Raw genomic sequence first — 25,509 nt, 5'->3', positions numbered from 1 at the left:
TTTATAAAAATTAATAGGGTTTAACATGACTATAGATTTAAATCACAATTTTACCTCTTTTGTTCTTCTTGACGAAGTTGATTTTGATTTTTTGGAGTTAAAAAGCATTTTAGAAGATAAATTTAATATAAAAATAGCTGATGAAAATTTTACCAAAGAGGGTGTGATTTTTTCACATGAAAATATGTTGATTACTCTAAATTTGATTAAAAATCCTATACCTAATCACGAAGCAGAATATTATGCAAATTTTAATTTTATGTGGAAAGATGCCTTAGAGCAAACTAAAAAACATAAAGCTCATCTTCTTATAGCGGTGCTAAGTCAGGATCAAAGCAAATTAGAACAAGCTAAAATGTTTACGAAAATTGCAGCTTTATGTTTGGATAATAAACATGCTTTAGGTTTTTATACAGGTGCAGTTGTTTTAGAGCCCAGTTTTTATATAGAAAATGCAAAAATGTTAGATGATAATCGCTTGCCGGTATATAATTGGATATATGTTAGTGTTTATCCTAGTGAAAATGGAGTCAATGCTTATACTTGTGGGCTTAGAAATTTTGATAAATTAGAACTTGAAGTTTGTGATTTAAACATAGAAGAAAAAGAACTTTTCTTTTGTATTTATGATATTGTTTTACATATTTTAACTTATGATATTAATCTAAAAGATAAAGATATTTTAAAATTTGAAGATGGAAAAGAAATAAAATTTATAAAAAGTCAAGGCATAAGTGTTGAGAACGAAATCTTGAAAATTATTTTTTAAGTTTCACATTCACTTCACAGTTCTGAGTTAAATTTTCGCCAACCAAAACACAAAAGGAGAAATTATGAAAGCAAAATTAACTTTACTTGCTTTGTTGGGCGCTACGGTGCTTTTAGCTAAAGATATGGTTGTTCCTGCTAGCGAACTTCCAAATAATGCCAAAGAATTTATTTCTAAAAATTTTAAAACCGCTCAAATTGGTTTAGTGAAAAAAGATATAGATTCTTATGATGTAATTTTAAATGATGGAACTGAAATTGATTTTACGATCAATGGAGATTGGAAAGAAGTTGATGGAAAATACAAGGCTTTACCGCATACTATTTTACCTAGTGTTATGAAAAAAGTGAGTGCAACTCAACCAAATGCTCAAATTATTGAAATAGATAAAGAAATTAATGGTTATAAATTTAAGTTTAATAATAACATGAAAGTTTATACGGATATGCAAGGAAATGTCCTAGGTCAAAAATTAGATTAATTTTTGAAAATTTAACCTTCTTAATTTGGAAGCATAGTCTTCCAAATTTTTATTTTTTGATTGTAAAACCCAAAATATATTTAGTTTTAAAATAATACTTTATTGATACAAGTGATTGTTTTTTTATAAAATTAAATTTACAAAATGTTACATAAAATTTAAAATATTTTTTAAAAAAAAATAATTATTTATAAATATTTTGCTAAAATAAAAGAGATATAATCTTACAATTTTAAGGAAGAATAATGAATACTCCTAAATGGACTAGTCACGATACAAGGTGGGTTTTATCTCTTTTTGGAACAGCTATTGGAGCCGGTGTACTTTTGTTACCTATTAGTGCTGGGCTTGGTGGATTGATACCTTTGTTAGTTATACTTGTTTTAGCTTTTCCTATGACTTACTTAGCTCATAGAAATTTATGTCGCTTTGTGCTTTCAAGTTCTAATCCAAAAGATGATATTACTTTTGTTGCAGAAGGTTATTTTGGCAAGGGTGGTGGATTTTTAATTACGCTTTTGTATTTTTTTGCTATTTTGCCCATTTTATTGGTTTATAGTGCTAATCTTACAACAACTTTACTTGAATTTTTAGTCAATCAGTTTAATTTCAATGCAGATCTTACTCATGCTGCTCGTTGGTGGGTAAGTTTTTTGATTGTTGGGGTTTTGGTTTTGATTTCTATTCTTGGTGAAAATGTTGTAACAAAAGCAATGAGTTTTCTTGTTTTTCCTTTTATTATATTTTTATTTATTTTTTCATTGCTTTTAATTCCACAATGGAATTCATCATTATTTACAAATGTTGATTTTTCTGTAATCTCAACAAGTAATTTTTGGGTTACTTTATGGCTTGTTGTTCCTGTGATGGTGTTTAGTTTTAATCACTCTCCTATTATTTCTTCGCTTGCTTGTTATTGTAAAAAAGAATATGGTGATTATGCTGAACCTCGTGCTAGAAAAATTATTTCTTTGGCAATTATTCTTATGGTTTTTGTTGTAATGTTTTTTGTTTTTTCTTGTGCTTTAACTTTTACACCAGAAGATTTTGCATCAGCAAAAGAACAAAATATCAATATTCTTACCTTTATAGCAAATAAATTTCCTGAAGTTTCTTTGCTGACTTATGTTGGGCCTATTGTTGCACTTGTGGCCATTAGTAAAAGTTTCTTAGGACATTATCTTGGTTCTCAAGAAGGCTTAAATGGCATTTTATATAAAGCAAGTAATGGTAAAATTCAAGGTAAATTCGCTCAAACTTTAACAGCGATCATTACCTTTGCTATCGCTTGGCTTGTTGCGTATAAAAATCCAAGTGTTATAGGAATTATTGAGGCTATTGGTGGTCCTGTTTTGGCTATTTTGCTTTTCTTGATGCCACTTTATTGTATTTATCGTTTTGATATTTTGGCAAGATTTCGTAATAAATTTTTAGATCTTTTTATTTTGGTAATGGGAATAGTTGCAATTTCTGCTGCAATTCACAATCTTTTATAAATTAAGGATAAAAAATGAGTAATTTAAGCATTTTTAAAATAGGTGTCGGTCCTTCTTCTTCTCATACTTTAGGGCCTATGCTTGCCGGAAATTTATTCTGTAAAAAAGTTGCTAAAAAGCTTGATGAAATTGATAGAGTTGAAGTCACTCTCTATGGTTCTTTGTCATTAACAGGTAAAGGACACTTGAGTGATAAGGCTGTAATTTGGGGGTTAAATGGCCTAGAAGCTAAAAATTTAAGCGCGGCAATACAAGATGAAGTAAATAAAAATGCTATTGAAAATGCTCAAATTGATTTTTGTGGAGAAAAAAAACTTTGTTTTAATTATGAAAAAGATTTGATATTTTCCAAAGATTTTCTACCTTTGCATGAGAATGGTATGAAAATTAAAGCTTATGATTGCAAAGGTGGGTTAGTTGATGAAGAAACTTATTATTCTGTAGGTGGAGGCTTTGTTTTAACAGCTGCACAATTAGAAAAAAAAGGCAAAAATTCCAACCAAAACAAAAAGAAAAAACTAGATATAGAGCTTAACAATGCAAAAGAAGCTTTAGAGCTTTGTGATAAAAGAGATTGGGATTTAGCAGAGCTTTCTTATCGTTATGAATTGCAATTTCACACTAAAGAGGAAATTCGTGCTTATTGTCTTGAAATTTGGGAAGTAATGCAAGAAGTGTATTATAATGGTACACATCCAAATGAAGATTATTTGCCTGGAAAACTTCATTTAAAACGTAGAGCTAAAGGGCTTAAAGAAAGAGTGGCGATGACAACTGATCCTATGGGCATTATCGATTTTATTTCTTTATATGCTATTGCGATTGCTGAAGAAAATGCTAGCGGAGCAAAGGTTGTAACCGCGCCAACAAATGGAGCATGTGCTGTTATCCCTGCTGTTATGCTTTATCTTAAAAATCATACTATAGGTTTTAGTGATGAAAAGGCTATAGAGTTTTTATTAACAGCAATGCTTATAGGTTCTTTTTATAAGAAAAATGCAAGTATTAGCGGAGCAGAAGCAGGCTGTCAAGCAGAAATTGGTAGTGCTAGTTCTATGGCAGCTGCAGCTATGGCAACAGTTTTAGGAGCCAATGCTTTTAAAGCATGTAACGCTGCTGAAATGGCAATGGAACATCATCTAGGTTTAACTTGCGATCCAGTTGCAGGACTTGTGCAAATTCCTTGTATAGAAAGAAATGCCTTTGGAGCTATTAAAGCCATAAGTGCTGCTAGAATGGCAATGACACGTAAATCTACTCCTATGGTAAGCCTTGATGAGGTTATAGAAACCATGTACGAAACAGGAAAAGATATGAATTATAAATACAAAGAAACTTCCTTAGGTGGTCTTGCTACAAATTTAAAAACAGTATGCTAAAGTGTTTTTACACTTTAGTGTATTTTTTCATCCTTTGACTTAAAAATTCTTTCATTTCTTCTTTGGAAAAACTTTTAAGAATACGAATTTGCTTAAAAAGCAAGCCAAGATTGATTGCTCCCATCACTAAAAGCAATAAGCAAATCATTAAAAAAACAAGATCTATGGCTCCAAATTCATTAATCATAGCCAAACTTGCAAAAAATACACTCGCTAATAATAAAAAAAATAAAAGCAATATTTGTTTTAATTTTGCCTCATTAAAATTATCACAATTTTGAGTGAAATTTCTAAAAAGTATGATCTTTTTACCCAAATTTGAAACTAAAATTTCATCATTTTCTTTAAATAAGCTTTCTTTTAAACTTTTATAAAAAAAGATTTCATTGTTTAAATTTAGAGCATCTTTGTAGCTTGATAAGGTGTAGTCTTTGTAAAAAAAGGATTTTAATTCATTTTTCTTTTCTATTTTAAATAATCTTAAATCATTTCTTGCATAAAAAAATCCACTAAAGTTCATAAATGCCATAAGTATCACTCCCTAAAAAATTCCTATAAAGTGGCTTGAAATTTAAAGGTATTGTAACATTTTTTTTATCATTTAAACTTGAACTTTGGAAAATCAAAAACATATCTATTTCATCTTTAAAGATTTTGAGAAAATTTTCCCCACCCTCATACATTAAAAATTTAGCCTCACTTGGAATTTGGGTATAAATTTGGCGGTTTGGAACTTTAAATAAAGGGATATTTTTATCAAAATTATCTATATTTTGACGGCTTAAGATACAAAGATTAGGCGCTTTTGCTTTGCAAAGTCTAGCATCTAATATAGGGCGATCTTTTCTTATGGTTTCTCCACCGACTACAAGCAAATCAATCACCGCTCTAATTTTATGTGCATAAGTGCGACTTAGATCATTGCTTACGATTTTGCCAAGAGGCGAGCCATTCATAGAAAGGGCTAATTTAAAAAGTTTAAATTGCCTTTTTTGCCATTTTAAAAAAGGTTTTAAAAGTTTTTTTCCTTCTTCTTTAAGTATGTCAAATTCAACCTCTACACCTTGTTTTTTTAAAAATTCAGCCCCACCACTTGCGATTTTATTTTCATCTTTAACGCTGATGAAAATTTTTTTAAAACCTAGCTCGCTAAAGAGTTTTGCACAAGGAGGTGTTTTTCCTTGATGAGAGCAAGGCTCAAGCGTTATAAAAGCTATGCTATCTTTAAATACACCTTGATGGTTTTTGCAAATGAAATGATGTAAAGCGTTTGCTTCTTTGGGCAATGAAATTTCAGGTCTTAAGCTTTTAAAAGCATGAGCTATGGCATTAAGTTCTGCATGAGCTAATCCAGCTTTTTCATGAGCTTTTATGGCTAAAATTTTTCCATTTTTATCTAAGATTACACAGCCTACAGCCGGATTTGGATAGGTTAAAAACTGATATTTCCAAGCCTCATTTAAGGCTAAAATCATATAAAATTCTTTCATTTGCCTACCTTGTATTTTAAAATTTGACATATTTTTAAAATTTTATATTTTTGTTTTAAGATAATAAATTCTAAATTTTCCATTTGTATTTCTTATTTTTAATTATATTAGCCATAGTTTTTCTAAGTTTTTTAGGATATAACAAAAATAGTAAGACTGAAGTATTATTTTTCATTTGTAGTATCCTTTATAATTTCAGGAATGATATAAGCTTGATAAACTAGAAAGTTTTGGTGGCCGGGAGAAAGGGATTCGAACCCCTGGAGGTGTGACCCTCAACGGTTTTCAAGACCGCCGCTTTCGACCACTCAGCCATCTCCCGATAAAGTAAAGTTTTGCCTTTTGGAGGCGACATCCGGATTCGAACCGGAGATCAAGGCTTTGCAGGCCCATGCCTTACCGCTTGGCTATGTCGCCCTGATAATGTTGAAAAAGTGGTGCCCGAGGCCGGACTTGAACCGGCACGGAAGAAAAATTCCGAGGGATTTTAAGTCCCTTGTGTCTACCAATTCCACCACCCGGGCGGGTGATTATGGAGCGGGAAACGAGATTCGAACTCGCGACCCCAACCTTGGCAAGGTTGTGCTCTACCCCTGAGCTATTCCCGCATAAATTTCTGAAAGAATTGAAGATAAAAGTATAGCAAAATAAACTTAAAAGGAGTTTATTTTGCCTTAAGTTATTTGCAAATAAATAAAGCTTTTGCACTTAAAATTTGTTCTTTTTCGCTGATAATTGGAGATGAAAGTTCTATATTATCAGATTTCGCATTTAGCATTCTAGGTGCGATATTAGCATTTGTATTTACTTGTAAATTTTTCAATACACAAGTTTTATTAAGATCTAAAGAGTAAGTTTTTTCATATTCGTATGATGTTTTTAAAAGCTCTTTGTAGAGATTTTCTTTGTTGTTGTTTAGTGTATCTTTTGAAAATTTTGTTTGTATGGCTGGTGTTGAAACGCTGATGAAATAATTTTTAGCTATGATAGAATTGATATCATTTAAAAGCCTGTTAAAATCTGCAAGTTGGTTTTCTTTAAATTCACATTCTAAATTCGCATCAAATCTTTGACCTTTTGGAGTTTGTATACCATCTTTATAGGAAAAATTAGGTTCTAAAGAAAAACTTCCTCCGCTACAAAAATTTTCTTTTTTTGAGCGTTCTAAAATTTGATTGAAAGTATTTGTGATTTCGGCTTTTTCACTATTGTCTAATGTGATTTTTGAACTTAAATTTTCATTTGCCCAAAAATTAATATTTGCATATAAAATATCGGGTTTTAGTGTATTGCTTACTTCTATATTTCTTGAAAAATATAAATCATGATTAGAGTCTTTTTTGCCTAAAAATTCTACATTAAAAACTACTCCCGCAACAAAAAGTAATAAACATAAAAAACCTACGCCTAAACCTTTAAAAAAAGCTAACATTTAATATCCTTATATAATTTAATTTTTAAAATTAATATCCTTTTTTAAAAAATTTTATAGGATTTTTGCATTTTTTACACTTAAATTTGGCATTATCGCTCTGAATTTTTTTATGAATTCCAAAAGGTACATCATGCATTTGTCCTATACAATCACAAGTATAAAAATAAATAACTGCTTCATCTTCATCTCCATCTTTTATTTCTTCAAAGCTTATATCAGCTCCATCTTCAGAGCTTAAAGCTCCTATTCTCCATTGTTCTACTTTCATATCTTCATAAAGTATATGTTCTAAAAGCCATTTTTTTACCATGGTATAAAGTTTTTCTTTTAAATCATTTGTAGTTTTTATGTTTTGAATGATTTCTACCATAGATTGAATAATTTCTTTGTGAATTCTACGATGTCTTTCAAAATCAGGATATCTAATAAATATCATGTATTTTTCTTCATCGTTAAAATGGTATTTCATGTAGTTAAAAAAATCTGTAAGTAAAATTTTAATTTCATTTCTATTTACAGGTTTATCAAAGATATGCTCAACTTTGGCTGCTAATTCAAATAGTTTTTTATGTTGATCATCAATTTTTCCATTTCGGACACTATAGCTTTTATCCCATTTTGGAAGCAAATTTTATCCTTTGTAAGTTTTCTCTTCGCTTTTGACAAAAATCAAAAGTTTGTGACATTTTTTACATTTCATAACTTTACCATCATTCATTACACTTACATGGTCTTTAAAAGTTAATCTATGGTTTATTTGACATGGGCAAGAATAAATAAATTCAAAATTTTCTTCATACATCATAATTTGTTCTTGAATCTGTTCTCGGTTAATTGGAGCTCGTGTTTTTTCTTGATCTTTTATTAAATTCTCATTAATCCAAGTAACTATCATTACATCATGGCTTAGTATATGCTTAGATAGCCAGTTTGACATAATTGAATATAATTTTTCTTTAAGGTCGTTTGTAGTTTTTATATTCTGTATTAGTTGAGACATTTCATAGATAATATTTTTATGCATTTGTTTGTGTTCATAAAGACGCGGATACTGAATGCTTTGCATAAATTCTTCTTCGTCATGAAAATGTTCCTTCATATAAGTAAAGAGTTCAATTAAAATTTCTTTTAATTCATCTCGTTTAACAAATTTAAAAACAGCATTTTCAACTTGTGCTGCCAGCTCAAAAAGTCTTTTATGCTGAGTATCGATTTTTTGATTATTGATGTTATAGCGCTCATCCCAAATAGGGATTAGTCTTTGACCATCCATTTTTCCAATCCTTGGAATTCATTTAAATCATATGGTAAAATTATATCAAAAATTTTGATTTTATAAAACATTTTTAATGGTAAAAAATATAATAAATTATATGCTTACAAAAGTTTTAAAATTTTTTGTTATACTCTCATTTATGCAAAAAAAAGAGCTTGAAAAACTACAAGAAAATTTACTTCTTTGGTATGAAAAAAATGGACGCAAAACTCTACCTTGGCGTAATTTACAAAGTCAAAATTGTGATGAAAGTTTAAAGCATATTGATAGAGCCTATGGGGTTTATATCAGCGAAATTATGCTTCAGCAAACTCAAGTTAAATCAGTTTTAGAAAGGTTTTATTTCCCCTTTTTGCAAAAATTTCCTACTTTAGAAAGTTTGGCTAATGCTAATGAAGATGAGCTTTTAAAGGCTTGGCAAGGGCTTGGCTACTACACTCGTGCTAGAAATTTAAAAAAGGCAGCCTTAGAATGCATGGATAAGTTTGAAGCTAAATTACCCAAAGAAGTTGAGGATCTAAAAAAATTAAGCGGTATAGGAGCTTATACAGCAGGCGCTATAGCTTGTTTTGGCTATGATCAAAAAGTTTCTTTTGTTGATGGTAATATACGCCGTGTGTTTTCTCGTCTTTTTGCTTTAGAAAATCCTAGTATGAAAGAACTTGAAAAAAGAGCTAAAGAGCTTTTAAATTTAAATCATGCCTTTGATCATAACCAAGCTTTGCTTGATATAGGGGCTTTGGTTTGTGTGAGTAAAAATGCAAAGTGTGGAATTTGTCCTTTGTATGATTTTTGTCAAGGTAAATTTAATACAGAGCTTTATCCAAGAGTTAAAAAAATACTTTATGAGAGTTTAAATTTAAATCTTTTTTTGTTTGAATTTAATAAAAAATTTGCGATACAGAAAAGCCAAGATAAGCTTTATAAGGGTATGTATAATTTTCCTTTTTTTAAAGAAGGAGAGTATAAACTTTCTAAAGATATGAGTTTTATAGGGGAGTTTAAGCACGGCTATACTAAGTATAAACTTCATATCAAGGTTTATCATCAAATTTTAAACAATGAAAATAAAAATTATGAATTTAAAACCTTAAAAGAGTTAGAAAGTACCGCGCTTTCGGCACTTTCTTTAAAAGCGTTAAAATTAATTAAGCTCTGATTTTTTAGGCAAGCATAAAGTAGCTATAAGCATGATGATTGTAAAAATAGCTATATATATAAAAAAGCCATTTTCTATACCTGCATTTTTAAATTGTAAAGCAACCCAAGGAGCAGATCCTCCAAAAACAGCATTTGAAATAGCATAACCTAAACCTGTCCCTAAAGCTCTTACATGTTCAGGAAAAAGTTTTGCTTTAAAAATCCCAGCAACTGAAGTATAAAAACTTAAAATAACAAACAATAATACCACCAACATAAATGTCAAAGAAGGATTATTTTGTGCGTTATTGGCTATAAGTGAAAAAATAGGATAAATTCCTACCAATGCCAAAATACAAAATACAATTAAAGATCGTTTGTGACCTATTTTATCTCCTATATATCCAAAAAGAGGTTGAATGATCATTAGTATAAATAAAGCACCTAAGAAAAGATTATTAACAAGCATTTTATCCATACCCGTATTTTCCATAAAAGTTTTAGTATAAGTTGTAATGGTGTAAAAAGCTAAAGAACCTCCAGAGGTAACCCCAAGTACCATTAAAAAAGGTTTCCAAGATTTGCATAATGCCTTTAAAGTACCACGATCTTCATGCTGGTGAAGTTTTGTAGCACTTTCATTCATCATTTTTCTTACAAAAAGCGAGCCTAGTGCTAAAATTCCGCCTATTACAAAAAGTATTCTCCAAGCATAATCTTTCATATCATCAATGCTAAAAAATAAAAACATTATACTAATGCTTGCAACGGCCAAAAGTTGACCACCTATTAGGGTTACATACTGAAAAGATGAGTAAAAACCGCGTTTTCCTTCCGTAGCAAGTTCTGAAAGATAAGTAGCTGCTATGCCATACTCCCCGCCTACACTAAGACCTTGAATAAGTCTTGCTATTAAAAGCAAGATAATAGCAAGATCGCCCACTGTATCTTTGCTTGGTAAGGCTGCTATCATAAAAGAGCCTAAAGCCATTAAAACCACTGATATAACCATAGATTTTTTACGACCTACTTTATCAGCTAAAGAGCCAAAAAGCCAAGAGCCTATAGGACGCATAAAAAATCCTGCTGCAAAAACCCCAAAGGCATTGATTTGCTGGATAACAGGATTATCTGAAGTTGAAAAAGTATGAGCAAAATAAGTTGCTGTAAAAGCATAGATATAAAAATCAAACCACTCTACTAAATTTCCGCTACTTGCAGCAATAATAGAGCGAATTTTTTTCGTGCGAGTAAGCTCTTGCATAAACCCTTCCTTAATTTTAGATTTTTATTTAAGTATAGTGTGATTTTTGTTTAATATATTTAAAAATAAAGAAGAGAAATAAAAAAGATAAAAATATCGATAAAAATGTTACATATTTTAATAAATTTCATAAATTTTGGTAAAATGTTTACTCTAGGAAATATAATGAAATTTAAAAAAATATATATAGAATTAAGCGATATTTGTGGTTTAAAATGTGATTTTTGTCCTTCTCAAAAAGGAATTCGCGGGGTAATGAGTGAAGAAAAATTTCAAAACTTAGCTTATGAAATTTCTAATAAAGCTGAGCTTTTTACCTTTCATCTTTTGGGTGATCCTTTGCTTTTACCTAATTTGGAAAATTATCTAAAAATCGCAAAAGGTGAAGCTATGAAACTTGAAATCACTACAAGTGGCTTTTATCTAAATTCTAAAAATCAAGCTTTATTGTTAGGGTATGAGAATATCCATCAAATCAATATTTCTTTAATGTCTTTTTTAAGTCAAAGCAAAATTTCTTTAGAACAGTATTTTAAGCCTATTTTAGAACTTTGCAAAAAGCATTTAGAGCAAAAAAGCCTTTCTTTTATCAATCTAAGACTTTGGAATTTAGATGCTAATTTTAAAGCACCTAAGTCAAATTTAAAAATTTATGAGTTTTTAGCTAAAGAATTTGAAGTTAAGATCGATACAAACTTAAGTAAAAATCGCTTGCAAAGACATATTTTGCTTCATCAAAATAAACTTTTTAAATGGCCAAATTTAAAAGACAAACCCCTTTATAAAAAAGGAAAATGTCATGCTTTAAAAGAGCAAATTGGGATTTTAAGTGATGGAAGTTTAGTGCCTTGCTGTTTGGATGCTAAAGCAGATATTAACTTGGGAAATGTTTTTGAAAATAACTTTGATAAGCTTTTTAAATCACCGCGTATAAAGATGATGAAAAAAGCTTTTGAAGAAGATAAACGCATAGAAAAACTTTGTCAAACTTGTGAATTTTTTAAAGCAAGATTGGGTGATTAAAAATTGTTATTTTCTAGCTTTGTTTTAAATTCTTGAATTCTATCTATTATCTTAGGACTAAGACGTAATAATATATGTGTATCTTTGTTAAAATAAATACTTCCTGTTTTAACTGCTTTGGTATTTTTCAATAAAGCATTTGTATCTAAAAGGTTGTTTTTGGCATTAATTCCAAGAATGAGTATGTCTGGATTTTGTTTCAGTATATATTCTGCTGATATAACAGGTCTTGAAATTTGACTTTGCGGGCTTAAATTTTTAATCCCTATAAGTCTTAAAATATCAGCTATTAAAGAATTATCATTAAAGGCCATTAAAGGGTTACTAGAATAAAGATAAATCGCACTTTTATTTAGGGGTTTATCGCTTAATTTTTTTAAATTTTGGGTAAATTCTTGTTTTAAAAGCTCTGCTTCTTTTTCTTTTTTGGTGATTTGGCCTAAGGTTGTGATATTTTTTGTTATATCTTCTAAACGCTCGGCTTTTAAATTGATACTTTTGATACCAAAATTTTTAAGTCCTTCTTCTAAATTTAAAGAATAAGAGCTTAAAATCACCAAACTTGGTTTTAATGCTACTATTTTTTCAAGCGAAGGATTTGAAAAAGTGCCTACACTTGTAAGTTTTGAGGTTTGATCTTTAGGATAGATATTTGAGTGTTGTAAAGTGGCAATGCCTACGATTTGATCTTCAGCCTTAAGCATAAAAAGGGTTTCTATGCTTGCAGGATCAAGCACTACAAGGCGTTCTTTTGCATTTAGTGTGATTAAAAACAAACTCATAATAATTAAAATTTTTTTCATTTTTTCTCCTTTAAAGCTAAAATATAAGGTTTAGAATTTTTATAAATAATCTCGCAGTTTAAATCATAAATTTCTTTTAAAATTTCTTGAGTAAAAAGCTCTTTGCTCGTTCCAAAATACTTTATCTCCCCTTCTTTTAAAAAAAGGATTTTATCGCAGAACATAGAAGCTAAATTTAAATCATGCAAGATAGAAACAACGGCTATATTTTTTTCTTTAACTAGTTTTTCGCAAAGAGTTAAAAGCTCTATAGCATAGTTTAAATCAAGGGCTGAAGTGGGTTCATCTAAAAAAAGAATTTTTGGCTTTTTAAGCAAAGCTCTTGCCAAAAGCATTCTTTGAAATTCACCCCCACTTAAAGAAAGTATGCTTCTTTCTAGAAAATTTTCAAGTCTTAAATCCTTAGCAAATTCTTTAATTTCTAAAATATCTTCTTTAGAATAAGAACTAAAAGCGTGTTTTAAATTTGCATATTTGCTCATTAAAAGCACATCGATGACTTTTAAAGGGGTGTTTAATTCTGATTTTTGAGGCACAAAGCCGCAAATTTTGGCAAATTCTTTAAGAGAAAAATCTTTGATATTTGTATTAAAAAGACTTATCTCTCCTTTATTTGGACTTAAATTTTTAAGTATAAGTTTTAAAAGAGTGCTTTTGCCCGAGCCATTTGGCCCTAAAATTCCTATAAAAGCCTGATTTTTAAGTTCTAAATGAATGTTTTTTAGTAAATCTTTTTGGTGATAAGCAAAGCTTAAATCTTGTATTTTTAGCATTATAAAAATCTCCTAGCGCTTAAAGCCAAGTATAAAAAAATAGGAGCTCCAAAAAATGCAGTTAGGATTCCAATCGGAATTTGCACAGGGGCTAAAAGAGTTCTTGCTAAAGTATCACAAATAAGTAAAAATAATCCTCCAAATGCTGTACATAAAGGGATAACTAAGGCATTATCATAATTTTTAAGCAAAAGTCTTATGGTATGAGGAATGATGAGCCCAACAAAGCCTATAAGTCCGCTAAAAGCAACCGCAAAAGATACAGCCAAGGATGAAACAATGAGTAAATTTATCTTTAATTTTTGAGCATTTACCCCTAGATTTCTAGCTTCATCATCTCCGCTTAAAAGTATGTTTAATTCGTTTTTATGAGCGTAAAAATAAAACAAACAAAAAATTAAAGGCAAGATTAAAATTCCCACACGAAACCAAGAAGCATTGCCTATATTTCCCATAAGCCAAGCGACTATTTTAAAAGAATCCTCGCCTATAAGATAGGTGAAAAAAGAAGTAAAAGCTCCTAAAAAAGATGAAGCTGCTATGCCGATAATGAGTAAAGTTGCTATAGAAGCTTTAGAAGAAATTTTAAAAACTCCTAGGGCAAAAAAGGCAGAGCAAACAAAACCTAAAATTCCATAATAATAATCATTCAATTTTAACAAATACGCCAAAACCGCTCCAAAGGTTGCTGCAGAAGCTATACCTATAATATAAGGATCGGCTATAGGATTTGAAAATACATTTTGAGTGATAGCCCCACTACTAGCTAAAAGCATACCGATTAAAATCGCCATTATAATGCGTGGCAAGCGTCCATCTATGATGATTTGTCTTAAAATTTCATCTTGGCTAAAGATATATGAAAAAAGTTCTTTTGGGTTTAAATTCTCATCTCCTAAGCAAAGTGCTGTAAAAGAAGCGATTATATAAGCTACAAAAAGCCCTATAATCACTAAAATTTTAGAATGCGTATTTAAATTCAACATAGTAGTTTCTGCCATTCCCAACTAGGTATTGATCATTTATACTGTCTTGGTATGTGTAGTATCTTTTATCGAAAAGATTGCGAATTCCTGCTAAAATTTGTAATTTTTTATAATTATATTTCATACCAATATCTGTTAAAAAATAATCCCTTATCCAAGAATTTTTAGACATTTTTCCTGTATTTTCATCTATAGTTCCACCATCTTTTGCTCTAGAAAAATAGGTTAAATCAATAAAATTTGAGAAATTTTTATTCCAAGCGTATTCGAGCCCAGCTGTGGCTTTGATTTTTGAAACATAAGGAATTCTCATGCCGTCATTAACACCTTTAGAAATTTTAGCATCAAGATAAGTTAGACTTTCTCTAAGGATTAAATCATCATCTAAAAAATTTTGACTCAGACTTAATTCTACTCCTAAACGGCGAGTTTGATCTATATTATAATATTGCCAAAATCCTCCACCTGTTGCGTGAGGGTTTCCAAGATAAGAAATTTCATCTTTGCTTAGGGTGTAAAATAAAGTTAGATTAAAGCCGTAAAAATCCCACCAAAAATCATCAATTCCTAGTTCAAAAGTATCAAAGATCTCAGGATTTAAATTTGCAGAATAATACTTTTGAGTTTTTTGATCCTTATTGACAAATTGTGCTGGACTTGGAGAGACAAAACCTCTTTCGTATTTGATATAAAGGTTTCCTGTGTCTGAGTATTTAAAATTTGGAGTGATTTCAAAGGCGAAGTTATGACTTGTATCATCGGTTGAAAAAAGCTCTGGAGTGCTTGGTCTAGGAACGCTTGATATAATCATATTGCTAGTGTAATTTCTATTTGTGTCATAAAGACTATATTCATATCTTGCTCCACCTGAAATACTAAAAATATCATTAAATTCATGAGAATCAAGAGCGAAAATAGAATGGCTTTGTTTATCCATATCCATAAGCGTTGTCATGGTGTGACTCATTTGAAAACTAGGACTATTTACATCATAATGAATAATACTTGTTCTTTTTGCATCATGGTTTGCAAATTCATAACCAAAAATAAAATAAGAATTATTTGCATAATTTAGTTTGTTTTTTAAACTTATCCCTGTAAGCGTGTCTTCAAAACCACTTCCATTTTGATATACAGGGACGCTTAGCCCCATAGAGCTCATTTCAGAAACATCTTTTAGATAGTTGATCTTTTGATTTTGCCAAAAAGCTTCTAGGTTAAATTCCCATATATCATCAAAATAGTAATGATAATCCAAAGAAATTTCAGGGCGATTGATTTGTGTGATATTGTCACTATTGCCTTTTTGAGTTGGATCGCTTTGAGCTTGTGCTTTTGTTAGATAGCCACTGCTGGTATTTTTGCTTTTAAAATAATTATACCCCAAAGTTAAATCGCTATTATCATTGATATCAATATAGGTTTTTGTGTTGATAAAATAACCTTTTTCATTATAACCTTCTTGATATCCATCAAGGTTAAAACTTTGTATATCAAAGCTAAAAGCTAAATTTTCATTTATTTGTTTGGCGCCATTGATACCTAAATTTCCACCTATTCCACCATGATCATAAGCACTGCTTTTTAAATTTATAGCAAAAGCATCTGATTTTTGTTTTTTTGTAATGATATTAATCACGCCCCCTCTAGTACCACTTCCATAAAGCACAGATCCACCCCCAGGTATGATTTCTATGCGTTCTACATTATCTAAATTGATACTATCTAGCGGGGTTACACCATGGGAATTATCAAGAACATTAATAGCACGTCCATCGATCATAACTTTTACAGCTATATTGGATTTATCTCCTTGTCCACGCATATCTATATTGCGTCCAAGTCCAAAATTTACAAAGCTAATACCCGAAATTCTTTCTAAGGCTTGTTCTAAGGAAACATAACCTTTATTTTGCAGATCTTTGCCTTCTATGCTGATTACATTGCGTAAATTTGAGTCCGCATCTTGCTCAAAACCTGTTGCACTAACAACAACTTTTTGTAGATTGATGGCTTCATTTGATTCTTGTGCATTTAAATTAGTTATTAGTAATAATGCAAATAAAGATAATTTAAAAGCTTTTTTATTTGGGTGCAAATTTTACTCCTTAAATAAAATAAATAATGATAATTTATATCATAATAATTTAGAACGAAATTTATCCTTTATTAACTTAATTTAGTATAAATTTTTGTTAAAATAGATAATTTTTATATTTTAAGTTATTTTTAATTTGATAATTGATACCATTTTTTTTAATATTTTATTTTAAAATCAAGAAAGGATAAAAATGAATTTTGAAAGCATTATTTCTCATATGAATGATCATCATAAATCAAATTTAGTTGATCTTTGTAAAAAATTTGGTGGTATTGAGCAAGTGCAAGATGTTTTTCTAAAAAGTGTTGATTTTAATGGCTTAGATCTTGTTTACAATGATAAAGAAAATTTACGAGTGGAATTTCCTAAAAAAGCCGATGAAAACACGATTAAAGATACTATAATATCCCTTTGCATGAGTGCAAAGAGCGAGCAAAATTTTAGTAGCGTAGAAAAAGAATTAAATGAATTTATGCTAAGTTTTAATTCTGTAGCTTTGGCAACTTTAAATGCAAATGGAGAAGTTGTTTGCTCGTATGCACCTTTTGTAAGTACACAATGGGGAAATTATATTTATATAAGTGAAGTAAGCGAACATTTTAACAACATCAAAGTAAATCCAAACAATATAGAAATAATGTTTTTAGAGGATGAGAGTAAAGCTGCTTCTGTGATACTTCGCAAAAGATTGCGCTATAGAGTAAATGCAAGCTTTTTAGAGAGAGGTGAAAGATTTGATCAAATTTATGATGAGTTTGAAAAACAAACCGGAGGAGAAGGAGGCATTAAAACTATACGCAAGATGCTTGATTTTCATCTAGTAAAGCTTGAATTTAAAAAAGGACGCTTTGTAAAAGGTTTTGGTCAAGCTTATGATATAGAAAATGGAAATGTTTCACATGTAGGTGCTAGTGGAAATCCACATAAATTCCCACATAAGCATTAATTTATATAAAATCTTATAAATTTTGTTCTTGTAAAGCTTGGGCTTGATGATGAGTGATTAAAGGTTCTATGATTTCATCAAAAAGCCCATCTTGCATAATGGCATCTAAGCGATATAAAGTAAGATTTATTCTATGATCACTGATACGATTTTGTGGAAAATTGTAAGTGCGAATGCGTTCGCTTCTATCTCCGCTTCCTACTTGTGATTTTCTTGCTTCACTTTCTTTTGCTAGTCTTTCACTTTCTTGCATTTCATAAAGCCTTGCTTTTAGGACTTTCATCGCACTTTCTTTATTTTTGTGTTGGCTTTTTCCATCTTGATTGACTACAACTATACCTGTAGGGATATGAGTGATACGAACAGCCGAATCAGTAGTATTTACACTTTGTCCACCATGTCCTGAAGATCGCATAACATCAACTTTAAGATCGTTTGGATTGATTTCAATTTCTATATCATCAACTTCTGGCATTACTGCCACGGTGATAGCAGAAGTATGCACGCGTCCTTGGGATTCTGTTTGAGGAACTCTTTGAACACGGTGCGTTCCACCTTCATATTTAAGTCTTGAATAAGCTCCTGTTCCTTTAACAAGCATGATGATTTCTTTAAATCCACCTACACTTCCTTCGCTAGAACTTACAATCTCAAGTTTATAGCCGCGATTTTCAGCATATCTTGCATAAGCTTTTACAAGATCTCCTACAAATAAAGATGCCTCATCGCCACCTGTGCCTGCACGAATTTCAAGAAAAATATTTCTTTCATCATTGGGATCTTTAGGAAGAAGTAAAATTTTAATCTCTTCTTCAAGTTTTGGTTTTAATTCTTCTAAAGTTTTTAGTTCTTCTTTTGCAAGTTCCCCAAGTTCTGGATCGTTTAGCAAAGCTTTATTTTCTTCTATATTGTCTAAAGTTTTTAAATACTCTTTAGCTTTTAAAACGATAGGTTCTAAATTTTTTTGTTCTTTAGAGAGTGTAGTCATTTTACTGATATCGTTGAGTATATCAGAACTGCTAAGAAGAGAATTTAACTCTTCAAAGCGTTTTAAAAAAGGATCTAGTTTACTAGCTAACATTAAAAACTATATAGAAAATTATGCGATTTTATTTACTAAAAGGGCTAAGCGGCTTACACGGCGAGAAGCAGTTTGTTTTTTAATGAAACCGCGACTTACCATAGCATGAATGCTTTTATTAGCTACTTTTAAAGCTTCATTAGCAGCATTTTTATCTCCATTTGCTGCAGCTTCTCTTACGGCTTTAGTTATATTTTTAAGTCTTGTTCTATAGAATCTATTTCTTTCTGTTTTTTTAATAGTTTGTCTTGCTCTTTTTTCAGCAGATTTATGGTTTGCCATTTATATTTTCCTTTTTTGAAATTAAAGACTAAATTATATAAGAATAAAATTTAAAATTTAATTAATTTAAGCAAAATTTCAAAATAAATCTTTTAAATTTATATCCCAAAAAACTAAATTAAATTTAAGTAAAAATCCATAAATTACCGCACTTAAAAGTCCAGCAAACAATCCTGCTAGCATATCATCAAGCATTACACCTAGTCCGCCTTTGACTTTTTTATCTATCTTGCCAATAATAGAAGGTTTTGTAATGTCAAAGAGTCTAAATAAAACAAAAGCCAAAATAAAATTGACTATTGAGTTTTCGACACTTGCTGCAATAGCACAAGCAAGAAAAACCCCAGCAACTTCATCGATAACTATGTGTTTGTCATCGTGAATTCCTGTTTTTTTTTCATAATCATCTATAACACGAATACTTGCAACAAAAATTAAAATGCTTAGTAAAAACAAAGTATTAATCCCAAGATATTTAAGTATAAAAAAAGCAGGTATTAAAGCAGCGATAGTACCAAAAGTCCCACTTGCCTTTTTTATAGAACCTGAATAAAAAAAAGTTAAAAATAATTTTTGCATTTTGTTACACCATATAAGACATTTGATGAATTTCTAAAAGTTTTTGATAAAATTCTTCATCATTTTTGTATTCTAAAATTCCATCAGTTGGAAAAAGCTCATTATAAATTTTTTGCATATTTTTTAATCTATTTGGAAAAAGAGAAGTTAAGATAACACTAGATACTTCCTTGCGCATGAAAATTGCTGGAGGAATGATACCCGCTCTTAACAAATCTTTTAAAGACTGAGAATTATAGTGCAAATGGTGATGACAACCATGAGGGCAAGATCTTGTGCTAACAATCATGCGACATTGATCGCAAAATACAAATTCAGGCAAAACAATCACTTCTATGCCATAATCCTTGGAAAAATCATCAAGTATGGTTTTTGGTTGATTATCATCATAAAACATTCCAAGTCCTGTATGATTTTGTCCTACTACTAGTTTGGTACAACCTAGACTTTTTGCGATAATGCTTTCTAAGCCAGGATTTAAATGGGCGTGAAAAATATTAATATTTTTTAATGGAAAAATGAAAATTCTATCCGGTGGAAGATAGTTTTGAATAAATTTTTTCAAATAAGCTTCTTTAAGTTCGAATTCAAACCCATTTGCATCAAAAGATTCTACAAGAAAAACTACAACTAAATCTGCTTTATCAATAGTCCAACGAAACATTCTTTCATGGGCACGATGCAAAGGATCAAAACTTGAAACTATAGCGGTAATTTTTTGTGCATTAAGATTGTTTTTGATTTGTTGAAAATTTTCTTTTATTTTTTTAATTTGAGAATTATAAATTTCTATTTTTCCACTTATGCAAGTTGTCCCCATATCTTCTAAAGAGCAAGTGTTAGGACTGAAAATATCAGAAAAATTTTTATTATTTTTAAATTGGCTTTTAAAATCTATATGTCCTACTACTTTTTCATCTAGTATTAGATCGATTCTATCGCCAGATTTTATATCATTTACTGCTTCTTCAGCATTTTTTGGTGCAAAGCTTAAGGGATAGGGAAAACTTTCTCCTTTAAATTTTCTTGATTTAATGATTTCATTGACTTCTTTTTCATTCATTAAATGAGTGCAAGTACCTAATAAACCTTCTTTAATAAGTGATAAGATGCCAAATTGATTTTGATCTATGGTAATGTTTTTATTTTTTCTTGCTGATTTCATATTTCTTCCTTTTTTCCCATAAAGATTTACGTGAAATGCCTAATTTTTTTGAAAGATCAGTATCAGGAAATATATTTTGGTAGTTTATAATAACATATTTTACATACTCATCTATGGTTAAAATTTCATTGCTATCGATATTTTTTTCATTATCATTTAAATTAATACAGTTTATTTTTAAATCATCTGTATTTGAATTGGTATGCAAAATAACATTTTTGTTTTGTATAAAATCTAGGAGTTTTTCCTTTTCTGTTGCTTTTAATGCTTGAAAATTACTTAAAAATAAAAGATTGTTTTCTGTGGGAAGTTTCATAACTTTTTCAACTGAATTTGTAGATGTTAAATCAATAAAAGAAAGAGTAATGTCACATTCATTTGCATAATTAAAAACAAAAGCATCAGCACTGCTTTGCTTGTTGGATTTTAATATCAATGGAAGTTTTAATTTTTTATAATTATACTCTGGAATTTTGATTGTTTCTAATCTTGATTTGATGTAGCTTTGATAAGCTTTATTAAGGATTGAAAGTTTTCTAAAATCTTGATAATGCTTTATTTTTCTAATCAGCTCTTCTATCATAAAGGGTTTTTGAATGTAATCACTAGCACCTAATTTCAAAGGATTTGAAACTGTATCTGTACTTATATAAGAAATAAGCAAAATAATAATACTATGTTTAAACTGACCTACGGCTTTTAGAAAATTATTAGTATTTGTAGAAAGCAGTACAATATCATAGTATTTTTCACCATTATATTCATCAAACGAGTTGATAATTTCACAGCTATATCCAGCATCACTTAGTTTAATGCTAATGCTTTGCGCTAGATAAATTTCATTTTCAATAATTAAAACTTTCATAATCTTGTCCAATCAAAATATTTTAAATTTACACTACTAAGCACTGCCATACCTTCTTTTCTTCCAATAAAACCCAATTTTTCCGTTGTTGTGGCTTTAACATTGATTCTAAATTCATCCAAGTCTAAAGTATGAGCTATATTGCTTTGCATAGCTTGTTTAAAGTCTTTAAGTTTAGGGCTTTGTGCCATGATGCAAATGTCTATATTAATGAGTTCAAAACCTATTTCTCTGACTTTATCATAAGCCTGTTTTAAAAGATCCATGGAGTTGGCATTTTTAAATTTCATATCAGTATCAGGATAAAGCTCTCCTATATCTCCAAGTCCTGCAGCACCTAAAATCGCATCGGTTAAAGAGTGAGCTAAAACATCTCCATCGCTGTGTGCTTTAAGCCCCATAGTAGGATGAATTTGCACTCCTGCTAAAAGCAAAGGGCGATTCTCTCCAAATTCATGCACATCAAAACCATTGCCAGTAAAAATTTCAAAGCTAGGTGTAGGCAAATCAAGCTTTTTAAGATCTTCTTTAAAGGTTAGTTTTCTTGCATTTTCTTCACCTTCAACAAACCAAATTTTTCCACCCATTGCAGCTATAGCTGTGCTATCATCTGTAAATTCTAGGTTTTGATCCAAAGCTTTTTTAAGTAATTTGGTTTTAGAAATTTGCGGGGTTTGAATGAGTTTGATTTTTTCTCTTTGTAAGGCTTCATTGTTAAAAAGCGTTGTATCTGCAACTTTTAAAGCAGGGGTAATACAATCTGCTTTATCTAAATTTTCAATCAAACGCTCAAACAAATTTTTACTCACCAATACCCTTGCTACATCGCTTACCATAACAAATTCACTATCTATGAGCTCTAAGGCTTTTTTTAAGGATTCTGCTCTGGTATCACCACCTTCTATGAATTCATAGTTTTTAGTAAATTTTTTCATATAAGCGATATTACTAGAAGTAACAACTATTTTTTTAAAAGGATAAAAAGAGCTTAAATTTTTTGTTGCATAAAGCCAAAGAGGGTCATTTCCAAGTCGTAAAAATTGTTTTTTTACCTTTGCGTCAAAACGAGTAGAATTTCCAGCTGCTAACATAATGAGGCTCATTTCACTCATTTTTTCATTCCTCTTTTTAATATTGTTGGTTTTTATAATGTTACCATATTATACACTTATAAAAAGCTAAATTTTATCATTTTATTAGTAAAATTGATTTTTTTAAAAGACAAGGAAAAAATATGAAAGAACAAATTTTAGAGAAATTAAAAACTGTAAAATATCCTGGTTTTGAAAAGGATATAGTGAGTTTTAACTTTGTAAAAGATATTAAAATTCAAGATGATGGTGTATTTATTGATATAGAAATCGTTTCAGCAAATCCTGAAGTAGCTAATGAAATTCGTAAAAATGTTACTGAAGCTTTATCGAGTTTGGCTTTAAAAAATATCGAACTTAATATCATCACTCCAAAAATTCCTGAAGAAAAAAGTAATTCAAGAAGTGGAAAAAATATCGCTCCACAAGTAAAAAATTTCATCATGGTTTCAAGTGGAAAAGGTGGTGTGGGTAAATCTACAACTACAGTAAATTTAGCAATTTCCATGGCTAAAATGGGAAAAAGAGTGGGGATTTTAGATGCAGATATTTATGGGCCAAATATTCCAAGAATGCTAGGTGAAACCAAAACTCAGCCTGAAGTAGTAGGGCAGAGATTAAAGCCTATTTTAACTCATGGTGTTTATATGATGAGTATGGGGGTTTTGATCGAAGAGGGTCAAGGGCTTATGTGGCGTGGAGCTATGATTATGAAAGCAATTGAGCAACTTTTAGCTGATGTAATTTGGCCTGAGCTTGATGTATTGTTTTTGGATATGCCTCCAGGAACAGGCGATGCGCAAATTACTTCTGCACAAAGTATTCCTATTACTGCAGGAGTTTGTGTAAGTACGCCTCAAACCGTATCTTTAGACGATAGTAAAAGAGCTTTAGATATGTTTAATAAACTTCACATTCCTATAGCGGGTGTGATTGAAAATATGAGTGGATTTTTATGTCCTGATAATGGTAAAGAGTATGATATTTTTGGCAAAGGAACAGCTGAGGATATGGCAAAAGCTTATAAAAGTGAAGTTTTAGCACAAATTCCTATAGAAATGATAGTAAGAGAAGGTGGAGATGAAGGCAAGCCTGTGAGTTTTTATCACCCTGAAAGTATGAGTTCAAAGCGTTATTTAATGGCGGCTGAAAAAATTTGGAGCTTTATAGAAAAGATTAACAATGAAGGTGGTGCGGATAATTCTGCTATACAACCTGTGATGAATGGAAAAAGTGCGTGTTCGCATTAAAAATTAAGTGGATAAGGAAAAGAAAATGATTAATACTAAAGAAGATTTTTTACTTTTAATCAAACAAATCGAGCAAAAAAGTGGCTATAAAAAACCTAAAGCTTTTGGTATAGCAAGGCTTGATAGAGGACAGCTAAATAAAAATAAAATCTTGCAAGCAAGTTTTGCTTTGATTAATTACGAGCAAAATTTTGGCTCAGCAGCAATCATGCTTGAAGCTTTTATGCAAAGGGGTGTGGAGATTGATTTTAATGCGAGCGAGTTTGTGCAAACTTTAAAATTAGAAGATATTGATTTTGCACTTTCTTGTTTTAAACCTTTTTTAGAAGAAGAGGGGCATCAAAATATCGATTTATTAAAGATTATCAAAGATAAATTTAAAGATGATGAATTTGCTTTTGTTTGTCTTTTTGAAGATAAAGAACCTTTAAGTGTAGAAAGTGTTTATCTAAAACTTTATTTGCTTTCTACTAAAAAAGTACCTTTAAGAAGTATCAATCTAAATGGAGCTTTTGGACTTTTAAGCAATGTAGCTTGGAGTGATGATAAGCCTATCGAGCTTGAGTATTTAAGAGCAAATGAAATGCGTTTAAAAATGAGCAATCAATATCCAAAAATTGATTTTGTTGATAAATTCCCAAGATTTTTAGCGCATATTATCCCTGAGGATAATACAAGAATTTTAGAAAGTTCTAAAGTAAGAATGGGTGCATCTTTAGCAGCAGGAACAACCATCATGCCAGGGGCAAGTTATGTGAATTTTAATGCAGGCACAACAGGAGCTTGTATGGTTGAAGGGCGTATTAGCTCGAGTGCTATAGTAGGAGAAGGTTCTGATGTAGGTGGAGGAGCTTCGATTTTAGGTGTTTTAAGTGGAACAAGTGGCAATGCTATAAGCGTAGGTAAGGCTTGTCTTTTAGGGGCTAATTCAGTGACAGGAATTCCTTTAGGGGATAATTGTATAGTTGATGCAGGTATTGCGGTGCTAGAAGGAACGAAATTTTTACTCAAAGATGCTGAGGAACTTGCTAAACTTAATCCTTATTTTAATTTTGATAAAGAAATTTACAAAGGCTTAGAGCTTAAAGGTTTAAATGGGCTACATTTCCGTCAAGATTCTATAAGTGGTGCTATGATAGTAGCTTTAAATAAAAAAGCAGTCAAACTTAATGAAGCCTTGCATTGATACAAATTTATTTACATAAAGCTTTAAGCTTTATGTCTTTCTTTCAACTTTGAAATCACATCTGAGAAACTAAGATTTGCATCTGCAAGTAAAACACTTAAATGATACATTAAATCCGCTGCTTCACAAATAAGCTCTTCTTTATCTTTTACTGTTGCTGCCAAAGCTGTTTCTACGCCTTCTTCACCAACTTTTTGTGCTATGCGTTTTGTACCACTTTTGAAAAGTTTTGCTGTATAAGAAGTATTTTCATCGGCATTTTTTCGTGAATTGATAAGCTTTTCAAGTCTGGCTAGAAAAACAAAATCCGCATTTTTAGAAATTTTTTCAAAACAAGAAATATCGCCCGTATGACAAGTAGGTCCTACAGGATTTGCTAAAATTAAAAGCGTGTCATTATCACAATCTAAGCTTAAATCTATGATATTTAAGAAATTTCCACTTTCTTCACCCTTCATCCAAAGACGCTGTTTTTTGCGTGAAAAAAAGACTACTTTGCCACTTTCTAAGCTTTTTTCTAAGGCTTCATTATTCATAAAGCCTAGCATTAAAACTTCGCAAGTTTTTGCATCTTGGACGATGACAGGTAAAAGATGATCCACTTTTTGCCAAGCGATTTTTTCATTAAGTTCTTTGAAATTTTGCATA

The 25,509-nt window shown here is 30.4% G+C and carries 26 protein-coding genes and 4 tRNA genes; 9 read left to right on the top strand and 21 right to left on the bottom strand.

All coding sequences use genetic code 11. From position 1 onward, the window contains the following. Nucleotides 1-25: 25 nt before the first annotated feature. From ELQ12_RS05245 to ELQ12_RS05230, 4 genes are all read left to right on the top strand, one after another. Nucleotides 26-769: a DUF4261 domain-containing protein gene (locus ELQ12_RS05245; RefSeq protein WP_126219756.1), complete on the top strand. Its 744-nt coding sequence runs from the start codon at nt 26-28 to the stop codon at nt 767-769. A 64-nt stretch (nt 770-833) separates the two neighbouring features. Then, nucleotides 834-1,250, top strand: a complete 417-nt coding sequence (locus ELQ12_RS05240) for a PepSY-like domain-containing protein (RefSeq protein WP_002871244.1) — start codon at nt 834-836, stop codon at nt 1,248-1,250. A 245-nt stretch (nt 1,251-1,495) separates the two neighbouring features. After that, nucleotides 1,496-2,746 (top strand): aromatic amino acid transport family protein, encoded by a 1,251-nt coding sequence (locus tag ELQ12_RS05235; protein WP_002871243.1) that lies wholly within the window; start codon nt 1,496-1,498, stop codon nt 2,744-2,746. Between the two features lie 14 nt (nt 2,747-2,760). Beyond that, nucleotides 2,761-4,125, top strand: coding sequence for an L-serine ammonia-lyase (locus ELQ12_RS05230; RefSeq protein WP_002871242.1), 1,365 nt, complete (start codon nt 2,761-2,763; stop codon nt 4,123-4,125). Between the two features lie 7 nt (nt 4,126-4,132). On the opposite strand, the gene ELQ12_RS05225 is transcribed toward ELQ12_RS05230, so the two are convergent. From ELQ12_RS05225 to ELQ12_RS05185, 9 genes are all read right to left on the bottom strand, one after another. Further along, on the bottom strand, nt 4,133-4,654 hold the full coding sequence (locus tag ELQ12_RS05225; protein ID WP_052949868.1) for a hypothetical protein: 522 nt from the start codon (nt 4,652-4,654) through the stop codon (nt 4,133-4,135). Further along, nucleotides 4,635-5,645 carry a bifunctional diaminohydroxyphosphoribosylaminopyrimidine deaminase/5-amino-6-(5-phosphoribosylamino)uracil reductase RibD gene (gene ribD / locus ELQ12_RS05220; RefSeq protein ID WP_134264613.1) on the bottom strand — a complete coding sequence of 337 codons (1,011 nt, stop codon included), beginning with the start codon at nt 5,643-5,645 and terminating at the stop codon, nt 4,635-4,637. The genes ELQ12_RS05225 and ribD overlap by 20 nt, the downstream gene beginning before the upstream one ends. Before the next feature lie 204 nt (nt 5,646-5,849). Further along, nucleotides 5,850-5,937, bottom strand: a tRNA-Ser gene (locus ELQ12_RS05215). Between the two features lie 21 nt (nt 5,938-5,958). Further along, nucleotides 5,959-6,032, bottom strand: a tRNA-Cys gene (locus ELQ12_RS05210). Between the two features lie 18 nt (nt 6,033-6,050). Next, nucleotides 6,051-6,139, bottom strand: a tRNA-Leu gene (locus tag ELQ12_RS05205). A 9-nt stretch (nt 6,140-6,148) separates the two neighbouring features. Next, nucleotides 6,149-6,223: transfer RNA gene (locus ELQ12_RS05200), tRNA-Gly, on the bottom strand. A gap of 71 nt (nt 6,224-6,294) precedes the next feature. Then, nucleotides 6,295-7,047, bottom strand: coding sequence for a hypothetical protein (locus tag ELQ12_RS05195; RefSeq protein ID WP_126219752.1), 753 nt, complete (start codon nt 7,045-7,047; stop codon nt 6,295-6,297). 31 nt (nt 7,048-7,078) lie between these two features. Continuing rightward, on the bottom strand, nt 7,079-7,678 hold the full coding sequence (locus ELQ12_RS05190; protein WP_052949861.1) for a bacteriohemerythrin: 600 nt from the start codon (nt 7,676-7,678) through the stop codon (nt 7,079-7,081). Between the two features lie 3 nt (nt 7,679-7,681). Further along, nucleotides 7,682-8,323, bottom strand: coding sequence for a hemerythrin family protein (locus tag ELQ12_RS05185; protein ID WP_002871295.1), 642 nt, complete (start codon nt 8,321-8,323; stop codon nt 7,682-7,684). Between the two features lie 142 nt (nt 8,324-8,465). On the opposite strand from ELQ12_RS05185, the gene mutY reads away from it, so the two are divergent. After that, nucleotides 8,466-9,485, top strand: coding sequence for an A/G-specific adenine glycosylase (mutY, locus tag ELQ12_RS05180; protein WP_032599258.1), 1,020 nt, complete (start codon nt 8,466-8,468; stop codon nt 9,483-9,485). On the opposite strand, the gene ELQ12_RS05175 is transcribed toward mutY, so the two are convergent. Next, nucleotides 9,471-10,730: an MFS transporter gene (locus ELQ12_RS05175; protein WP_002851199.1), complete on the bottom strand. Its 1,260-nt coding sequence runs from the start codon at nt 10,728-10,730 to the stop codon at nt 9,471-9,473. The two genes, mutY and ELQ12_RS05175, sit on opposite strands and share 15 nt — an antisense overlap. A 165-nt stretch (nt 10,731-10,895) precedes the next feature. Here ELQ12_RS05175 and ELQ12_RS05170 point away from each other — a divergent pair, with 165 nt between their 5' ends. Continuing rightward, entirely contained in the window at nt 10,896-11,753 is an 858-nt protein-coding gene (locus tag ELQ12_RS05170; RefSeq protein ID WP_070275930.1) for a radical SAM/SPASM domain-containing protein, read from the top strand. Here ELQ12_RS05170 and ELQ12_RS05165 read toward each other — a convergent pair. The 4 genes from ELQ12_RS05165 to ELQ12_RS05150 are packed head-to-tail and all read right to left on the bottom strand — an operon-like array spanning nt 11,750 to nt 16,413. Then, on the bottom strand, nt 11,750-12,556 hold the full coding sequence (locus tag ELQ12_RS05165) for an ABC transporter substrate-binding protein (protein ID WP_002881816.1): 807 nt from the start codon (nt 12,554-12,556) through the stop codon (nt 11,750-11,752). The two genes, ELQ12_RS05170 and ELQ12_RS05165, sit on opposite strands and share 4 nt — an antisense overlap. After that, entirely contained in the window at nt 12,553-13,329 is a 777-nt protein-coding gene (locus ELQ12_RS05160) for an ABC transporter ATP-binding protein (protein WP_002871290.1), read from the bottom strand. The genes ELQ12_RS05165 and ELQ12_RS05160 overlap by 4 nt, the downstream gene beginning before the upstream one ends. Then, entirely contained in the window at nt 13,329-14,315 is a 987-nt protein-coding gene (locus ELQ12_RS05155) for an iron ABC transporter permease (RefSeq protein ID WP_052858799.1), read from the bottom strand. The genes ELQ12_RS05160 and ELQ12_RS05155 overlap by 1 nt, the downstream gene beginning before the upstream one ends. Then, a complete protein-coding gene (locus ELQ12_RS05150; RefSeq protein ID WP_134264612.1) occupies nt 14,290-16,413 on the bottom strand; it encodes a TonB-dependent receptor in 2,124 nt (707 codons plus the stop codon). The genes ELQ12_RS05155 and ELQ12_RS05150 overlap by 26 nt, the downstream gene beginning before the upstream one ends. 193 nt (nt 16,414-16,606) lie before the next feature. Here ELQ12_RS05150 and ELQ12_RS05145 point away from each other — a divergent pair, with 193 nt between their 5' ends. Then, nucleotides 16,607-17,362, top strand: a complete 756-nt coding sequence (locus tag ELQ12_RS05145) for a HugZ family heme oxygenase (RefSeq protein WP_002871287.1) — start codon at nt 16,607-16,609, stop codon at nt 17,360-17,362. A gap of 13 nt (nt 17,363-17,375) precedes the next feature. Here the strand turns inward: ELQ12_RS05145 and prfA are convergent, their stop codons facing one another. The 6 genes from prfA to ELQ12_RS05115 all read right to left on the bottom strand — a co-directional run bounded on the left by prfA (nt 17,376) and on the right by ELQ12_RS05115 (nt 22,446). Continuing rightward, nucleotides 17,376-18,443: a peptide chain release factor 1 gene (prfA, locus tag ELQ12_RS05140; RefSeq protein ID WP_002858952.1), complete on the bottom strand. Its 1,068-nt coding sequence runs from the start codon at nt 18,441-18,443 to the stop codon at nt 17,376-17,378. Between the two features lie 18 nt (nt 18,444-18,461). Further along, a complete protein-coding gene (rpsT, locus tag ELQ12_RS05135; protein ID WP_002856547.1) occupies nt 18,462-18,725 on the bottom strand; it encodes a 30S ribosomal protein S20 in 264 nt (87 codons plus the stop codon). Nucleotides 18,726-18,803: 78 nt separating this feature from the next. Then, nucleotides 18,804-19,304 (bottom strand): phosphatidylglycerophosphatase A, encoded by a 501-nt coding sequence (locus tag ELQ12_RS05130; protein ID WP_002858951.1) that lies wholly within the window; start codon nt 19,302-19,304, stop codon nt 18,804-18,806. Between the two features lie 4 nt (nt 19,305-19,308). After that, on the bottom strand, nt 19,309-20,469 hold the full coding sequence (locus ELQ12_RS05125) for a sulfate adenylyltransferase (protein ID WP_052858807.1): 1,161 nt from the start codon (nt 20,467-20,469) through the stop codon (nt 19,309-19,311). Next, the gene (locus tag ELQ12_RS05120; protein WP_002866587.1) at nt 20,447-21,334 is read right to left on the bottom strand and encodes a response regulator; all 888 of its coding nucleotides are present in this window, start codon (nt 21,332-21,334) and stop codon (nt 20,447-20,449) included. Before ELQ12_RS05120 ends, ELQ12_RS05125 begins: the two co-directional genes overlap by 23 nt. After that, nucleotides 21,331-22,446, bottom strand: a complete 1,116-nt coding sequence (locus ELQ12_RS05115; RefSeq protein WP_070261481.1) for a bifunctional 2-C-methyl-D-erythritol 4-phosphate cytidylyltransferase/2-C-methyl-D-erythritol 2,4-cyclodiphosphate synthase — start codon at nt 22,444-22,446, stop codon at nt 21,331-21,333. The genes ELQ12_RS05120 and ELQ12_RS05115 overlap by 4 nt, the downstream gene beginning before the upstream one ends. Nucleotides 22,447-22,568: 122 nt before the next feature. Here ELQ12_RS05115 and ELQ12_RS05110 point away from each other — a divergent pair, with 122 nt between their 5' ends. Together ELQ12_RS05110 and ELQ12_RS05105 are read left to right on the top strand one after the other, a co-directional pair. Further along, nucleotides 22,569-23,675: an Mrp/NBP35 family ATP-binding protein gene (locus ELQ12_RS05110; RefSeq protein WP_070261480.1), complete on the top strand. Its 1,107-nt coding sequence runs from the start codon at nt 22,569-22,571 to the stop codon at nt 23,673-23,675. Nucleotides 23,676-23,700: 25 nt separating this feature from the next. Further along, nucleotides 23,701-24,861, top strand: a complete 1,161-nt coding sequence (locus tag ELQ12_RS05105; RefSeq protein WP_002866583.1) for a 2,3,4,5-tetrahydropyridine-2,6-carboxylate N-succinyltransferase — start codon at nt 23,701-23,703, stop codon at nt 24,859-24,861. Between the two features lie 23 nt (nt 24,862-24,884). On the opposite strand, the gene hisIE is transcribed toward ELQ12_RS05105, so the two are convergent. Continuing rightward, entirely contained in the window at nt 24,885-25,508 is a 624-nt protein-coding gene (gene hisIE, locus ELQ12_RS05100; RefSeq protein WP_070261479.1) for a bifunctional phosphoribosyl-AMP cyclohydrolase/phosphoribosyl-ATP diphosphatase HisIE, read from the bottom strand. Between the last annotated feature and the right edge of the window lies 1 nt (nt 25,509).

The organism is Campylobacter sp. US25a (assembly GCF_004379075.1).
GTDB classification, from domain to species: Bacteria; Campylobacterota; Campylobacteria; order Campylobacterales; family Campylobacteraceae; genus Campylobacter_D; species Campylobacter_D jejuni.
The sequence above is the reverse complement of the archived record's forward strand: the minus strand, read 5'-3'. Positions and strand labels throughout refer to the sequence as shown.

Excerpts from the sequence above, each read along its gene's own strand:
- mutY (WP_032599258.1), top strand. The coding sequence starts at position 8,466 with ATGCAAAAAAAAGAGCTTGAAAAACTACAAGAAAATTTACTTCTTTGG.
- ELQ12_RS05145 (WP_002871287.1), top strand. The coding sequence starts at position 16,607 with ATGAATTTTGAAAGCATTATTTCTCATATGAATGATCATCATAAATCA.
- ELQ12_RS05240 (WP_002871244.1), top strand. The coding sequence starts at position 834 with ATGAAAGCAAAATTAACTTTACTTGCTTTGTTGGGCGCTACGGTGCTT.
- ELQ12_RS05170 (WP_070275930.1), top strand. The coding sequence starts at position 10,896 with ATGAAATTTAAAAAAATATATATAGAATTAAGCGATATTTGTGGTTTA.
- ELQ12_RS05160 (WP_002871290.1), bottom strand. The coding sequence starts at position 13,329 with ATGCTAAAAATACAAGATTTAAGCTTTGCTTATCACCAAAAAGATTTA.
- ELQ12_RS05230 (WP_002871242.1), top strand. The coding sequence starts at position 2,761 with ATGAGTAATTTAAGCATTTTTAAAATAGGTGTCGGTCCTTCTTCTTCT.
- ELQ12_RS05105 (WP_002866583.1), top strand. The coding sequence starts at position 23,701 with ATGATTAATACTAAAGAAGATTTTTTACTTTTAATCAAACAAATCGAG.
- ELQ12_RS05125 (WP_052858807.1), bottom strand. The coding sequence starts at position 20,469 with ATGAAATCAGCAAGAAAAAATAAAAACATTACCATAGATCAAAATCAA.
- ELQ12_RS05175 (WP_002851199.1), bottom strand. The coding sequence starts at position 10,730 with ATGCAAGAGCTTACTCGCACGAAAAAAATTCGCTCTATTATTGCTGCA.
- ELQ12_RS05245 (WP_126219756.1), top strand. The coding sequence starts at position 26 with ATGACTATAGATTTAAATCACAATTTTACCTCTTTTGTTCTTCTTGAC.
- ELQ12_RS05120 (WP_002866587.1), bottom strand. The coding sequence starts at position 21,334 with ATGAAAGTTTTAATTATTGAAAATGAAATTTATCTAGCGCAAAGCATT.
- ELQ12_RS05225 (WP_052949868.1), bottom strand. The coding sequence starts at position 4,654 with ATGGCATTTATGAACTTTAGTGGATTTTTTTATGCAAGAAATGATTTA.
- ELQ12_RS05155 (WP_052858799.1), bottom strand. The coding sequence starts at position 14,315 with ATGTTGAATTTAAATACGCATTCTAAAATTTTAGTGATTATAGGGCTT.
- ELQ12_RS05130 (WP_002858951.1), bottom strand. The coding sequence starts at position 19,304 with ATGCAAAAATTATTTTTAACTTTTTTTTATTCAGGTTCTATAAAAAAG.
- rpsT (WP_002856547.1), bottom strand. The coding sequence starts at position 18,725 with ATGGCAAACCATAAATCTGCTGAAAAAAGAGCAAGACAAACTATTAAA.
- hisIE (WP_070261479.1), bottom strand. The coding sequence starts at position 25,508 with ATGCAAAATTTCAAAGAACTTAATGAAAAAATCGCTTGGCAAAAAGTG.
- ELQ12_RS05195 (WP_126219752.1), bottom strand. The coding sequence starts at position 7,047 with ATGTTAGCTTTTTTTAAAGGTTTAGGCGTAGGTTTTTTATGTTTATTA.
- ELQ12_RS05235 (WP_002871243.1), top strand. The coding sequence starts at position 1,496 with ATGAATACTCCTAAATGGACTAGTCACGATACAAGGTGGGTTTTATCT.
- ribD (WP_134264613.1), bottom strand. The coding sequence starts at position 5,645 with ATGTCAAATTTTAAAATACAAGGTAGGCAAATGAAAGAATTTTATATG.
- ELQ12_RS05165 (WP_002881816.1), bottom strand. The coding sequence starts at position 12,556 with ATGAAAAAAATTTTAATTATTATGAGTTTGTTTTTAATCACACTAAAT.
- prfA (WP_002858952.1), bottom strand. The coding sequence starts at position 18,443 with ATGTTAGCTAGTAAACTAGATCCTTTTTTAAAACGCTTTGAAGAGTTA.
- ELQ12_RS05185 (WP_002871295.1), bottom strand. The coding sequence starts at position 8,323 with ATGGATGGTCAAAGACTAATCCCTATTTGGGATGAGCGCTATAACATC.
- ELQ12_RS05115 (WP_070261481.1), bottom strand. The coding sequence starts at position 22,446 with ATGAGTGAAATGAGCCTCATTATGTTAGCAGCTGGAAATTCTACTCGT.
- ELQ12_RS05110 (WP_070261480.1), top strand. The coding sequence starts at position 22,569 with ATGAAAGAACAAATTTTAGAGAAATTAAAAACTGTAAAATATCCTGGT.